The following is a 3,909-nucleotide window of genomic DNA, read 5'->3' as shown; positions in this document are numbered from 1 at the left end:
GTCTACCGCGACCATGCCAACACGGGCGCCGGCTTCGATGGCCATGTTGCACAGGGTCATGCGGCCTTCGACCGACAGATCACGAATCGCACTGCCGGCGAACTCCAGCGCGTGACCGTTACCACCCGCGGTGCCGATCTTGCCGATCACCGCCAGCACGATGTCCTTGGCGGTGACGCCGGCCGGCAGCGCGCCGTCGACCTGCACCAGCATGGCCTTGGACTTGCGCGCCAGCAAAGTCTGCGTGGCCAGCACGTGTTCGACTTCGGAGGTGCCGATACCATGGGCCAGCGCGGCGAACGCGCCGTGGGTGGAGGTGTGCGAGTCGCCGCAGACCACCGTCATGCCCGGCAGCGTGGCACCTTGCTCAGGGCCGATCACGTGCACGATGCCTTGACGCTTGTCGTTCATGCCGAAATACGTCAGGCTGAATTCTTTTGCATTGCCATCCAGCGTTTCGACCTGCAGGCGCGAGATCGGGTCGGCGATGCCTTGGGCGCGGTCAGTGGTGGGGACGTTGTGGTCCGCCACCATCAGGTTGGCCGAGTTCCGCCAGGGTTGGCGACCGGCTAGCTTGAGGCCTTCGAAGGCTTGCGGGCTGGTCACTTCATGGAGCAGGTGGCGGTCGATATACAGGATGGCGGTACCGTCATCTTCCGTATGAACGACGTGCGACTCCCAGAGTTTGTCGTAAAGCGTCTTGAGCATGTTGCGGTCCGGCGGAAACGAGAAAGGGATGCTGAACGGGAAAAATAGCGTTTGATTATGCCATAAAGCGACAGGTCTGACCTCCCTGCCGTGTTTTCCGCCGCGTCGCAGCAACAGGGAATAATGCTGCAAGGCAGCAGAAAAAGCGCAGAACTTGCGGCAGACATGAAAAAACCGGCATTTCTTCCGTGCAGGAAGCAATGCCGGTTCGGTCTTTCCCGAAAACGCCGTGATCAGCGCTTGCGGGTCTGCTGGTACAGCGGTTCCACGCGCTGGGCGTAGACCGTCAGGTCGGCGATGCGCTCGCTGCTGGAGGGGTGGGTGGACATGAACTTCATCGGCTCATCGCCGCCCAGGCTGGCCATCTTCTGCCACAGCGTGACGGCGGCCTTGGGGTCATAGCCGCCGCGCGCGGCCAGTTCCACGCCGATGCGATCGGCTTCGGTTTCGTTGGCGCGCGAATTGGGCAAGCCCATCAGGCCCATGTACAGGTATTGGCCGCCCTGCTTGCCGACATCGCCCAGGCCGAGCAGCGCGGCACCGATGGAAATGGCGGAATTGGCCACCACCTGCTGCGAAGCGCGCTCGCGGGCGTGCTCGCGCAGGGCGTGGGCGATCTCGTGGCCCATCACGGCCGCCAGTTCGTCGTCGGTGATCTTGAGCTTGTCGATCAGGCCGGTATAGACCGCGATCTTGCCGCCCGGCATGCACCAGGCATTGGTCTCATCCGAGGTCAGCACGTTGACTTCCCAGTTCCACTTCAGCGCATCCGGGCGGAACACGCCGGTCTGCGGAATCAGGCGGTTTGCAATGGTGCGCACGCGCTGCGCCTGGGCGGCATTGCGGTTGAGCAGGCCCTTGCTCTTGGCTTCGGCCAGTACCTGGGCGTATTCCTTGGCCGAGGAGGCTTCCATCTCGGCCGAGGACACCAGCATCTGCTGCTTGCGATCGATGCCGACGGCACCGCCCTGCGTGGTTTGTACGGTTTCGCAAGCCACCAGCCCCACCAGGGCTGCAGCCAGCAGACTGTTCTTGACGATAGGTTTGAGCACCATGCCCGCCTCCATTGAGTAATTGATATTGATCTCGGGTCCCGGTCTGCTGGCGTGCGTGTTGCCGTCAGTCAGCCGTGAGCCGCTTCGACCCGGCTCTTTGCAAATTGTTTCAGACAAGAAAAAACCGGCGACCGCATGTGCGATGGCCGGCTTCCTGGCAGGACTTTCCGGCCGCTCAGCGCAGGGCCGGCGTCTCAACCTTCACATCGCCGCATTGTGCGCGATGACGCAGGGCGTGATCCATCAGCACAAGGGCCAGCATGGCTTCGGCAATGGGAGTAGCGCGAATGCCCACGCAGGGATCGTGGCGGCCGAAGGTTTCCACCGAGATTGGCTCGCCGTTCTTGTCGATGGACGGGCGCGGCGTGCGGATGCTGGAGGTCGGCTTGATGGCGATGGACGCCGTGATGTCCTGCCCGGTCGAGATGCCGCCCAGGATGCCGCCGGCGTTGTTGCCGACGAAACCTTCCGGGGTCAGCGCATCGCCGTGCTCGGAACCCTTCTGCGCCACCGCAGCGAAACCTGCACCAATCTCCACCCCCTTGACGGCATTGATGCCCATGAGCGCGTAGGCAATCTCGGCATCGAGCTTGTCATACAGTGGTTCGCCCAAACCCACCGGCACGTTCTGTGCCACCACGTCGATGCGCGCGCCGATGGAATCGCCCTCCTTGCGCAGGCCATCCATGTAGTCTTCCAGGCGTTCGATGATGCTGGCGTTGGCGGCGAAGAAAGGGTTGTTGGGCACGTGTTCCCAGGACTCGAAGGGAATGGCGATCTCGCCCAGCTGGCTCATGCAGCCCTTGAAGGTGGTGCCGTATTTCTCGAACAGCCACTTCTTGGCGATGGCCGCCGCGCCCACTACCGGGGCGGTCAGGCGCGCCGAAGAACGGCCGCCGCCGCGCGGATCGCGAATGCCGTACTTGTGCCAGTAGGTGTAGTCGGCATGGCCGGGACGGAAGGTATCGAGGATGTTGCCGTAATCCTTGCTGCGCTGGTCCTGGTTGCGGATCAGCAGCGCGATCGGCGTGCCGGTGGTCCTGCCTTCGTAAACGCCGGAGAGGATCTCCACCGTATCCGGCTCCTGGCGCTGGGTCACGTGGCGCGAGGTGCCGGGACGGCGGCGGTCCAGTTCGGGCTGGATGTCGGCTTCGGACAGCGTCATGCCCGGGGGGCAGCCATCGATCACGCAGCCGATGGCCGGGCCGTGGGATTCGCCGAAGGTGGTGACGGTGAAGAGCGTGCCGAAGGTATTGCCGGACATGATGGAATTCGCGCAAAAATAGGGGAAGCCGCGATTCTACCAGCCTCGGCCGATGCCGACGAGCCGCGCCAGGCCGCAGGCTCCCCCTCAGGCAGGCTTATTTCCAGTCGCCGCGCAGCGCCCGGACCTGCTCCTGCAGCCCTTCCGGGCTGACCGCCTCGGGTGCGATCGGCTCGCCCACCGTCAGTTCCAGCCGCGAGAACAGTCCGCGCTTGAAGGTGCGCGCCACCGGATTGCTGGGATCGCGCGAGAACAGGCTGCCCCACAGCCCGCGCAAGGCCATGGGCAGGACCGGTACCGGGCTGCGGTCGATGATCTTCTGCACGCCGCCCTTGAAGGGATTCAATTCGCCATCGCGGGTCAGCTTGCCTTCCGGGAAGATGCACACCAGTTCACCCTCGTGCAAGGCCTGGGCGATATCGACGAAGGCCTTTTCGGTCAGCCAGGGATCTTCCTTGACCGGTGCGATCGGGATGGCCCGCACGTTGCGGAACAGCCAGGACATCACCGGAATCTTGAAGATCTGGTGATCCATGACGAAGCGCACCGGACGCGGGCTGGCGGCCATGATGGCAATCGCGTCGACATAGCTCACGTGATTGCACACCAGCACGGCCGGTCCTTCATCAGGAATGGCCTGGCCGTTGATGATGCGCACCCGATAAAAGGTGTGGATCAGGATCCAGGCCAGGAAGCGGATCAGGAATTCCGGCACCAGCGAGAAGATGTAGACCGCCACCACGCCGTTCATGATGGCCGTGGCCAGGAAGATCTGCGGGATCGTCAGCCCGGCCTTGAGCAACACCATCGCCACCACGGCCGAGACCACCATGAACAGCGCATTCATGATGTTCATCCCGGCGATGGTGCGGGAGACGTGGG

The 3,909-nt window shown here is 63.5% G+C and carries 4 protein-coding genes; all 4 read right to left on the bottom strand.

Annotation, left to right across the window (positions count from 1 at the left end; translation table 11 throughout):
- Positions 1–708, bottom strand: a 708-nt coding sequence (locus B3873_RS21455; RefSeq protein ID WP_286868939.1) for an aconitase family protein, incomplete at its 3' end; no start/stop codon positions are given.
- A 233-nt stretch (positions 709–941) separates the two neighbouring features.
- On the bottom strand, positions 942–1,763 hold the full coding sequence (locus tag B3873_RS21450; RefSeq protein ID WP_198516445.1) for a M48 family metallopeptidase: 822 nt from the start codon (positions 1,761–1,763) through the stop codon (positions 942–944).
- A 175-nt stretch (positions 1,764–1,938) separates the two neighbouring features.
- Positions 1,939–3,027: a chorismate synthase gene (aroC, locus tag B3873_RS21445; protein WP_039784666.1), complete on the bottom strand. Its 1,089-nt coding sequence runs from the start codon at positions 3,025–3,027 to the stop codon at positions 1,939–1,941.
- A 97-nt stretch (positions 3,028–3,124) separates the two neighbouring features.
- Positions 3,125–3,909: 1-acyl-sn-glycerol-3-phosphate acyltransferase (locus tag B3873_RS21440; protein ID WP_286868936.1), on the bottom strand; the 785-nt coding region annotated here is incomplete at its 5' end.

This window comes from Herbaspirillum sp. UBA812, from assembly GCF_002296545.1.
Classification (GTDB): domain Bacteria; phylum Pseudomonadota; class Gammaproteobacteria; order Burkholderiales; family Burkholderiaceae_D; genus Herbaspirillum; species Herbaspirillum huttiense.
The sequence above is the reverse complement of the archived record's forward strand: the minus strand, read 5'-3'. Positions and strand labels throughout refer to the sequence as shown.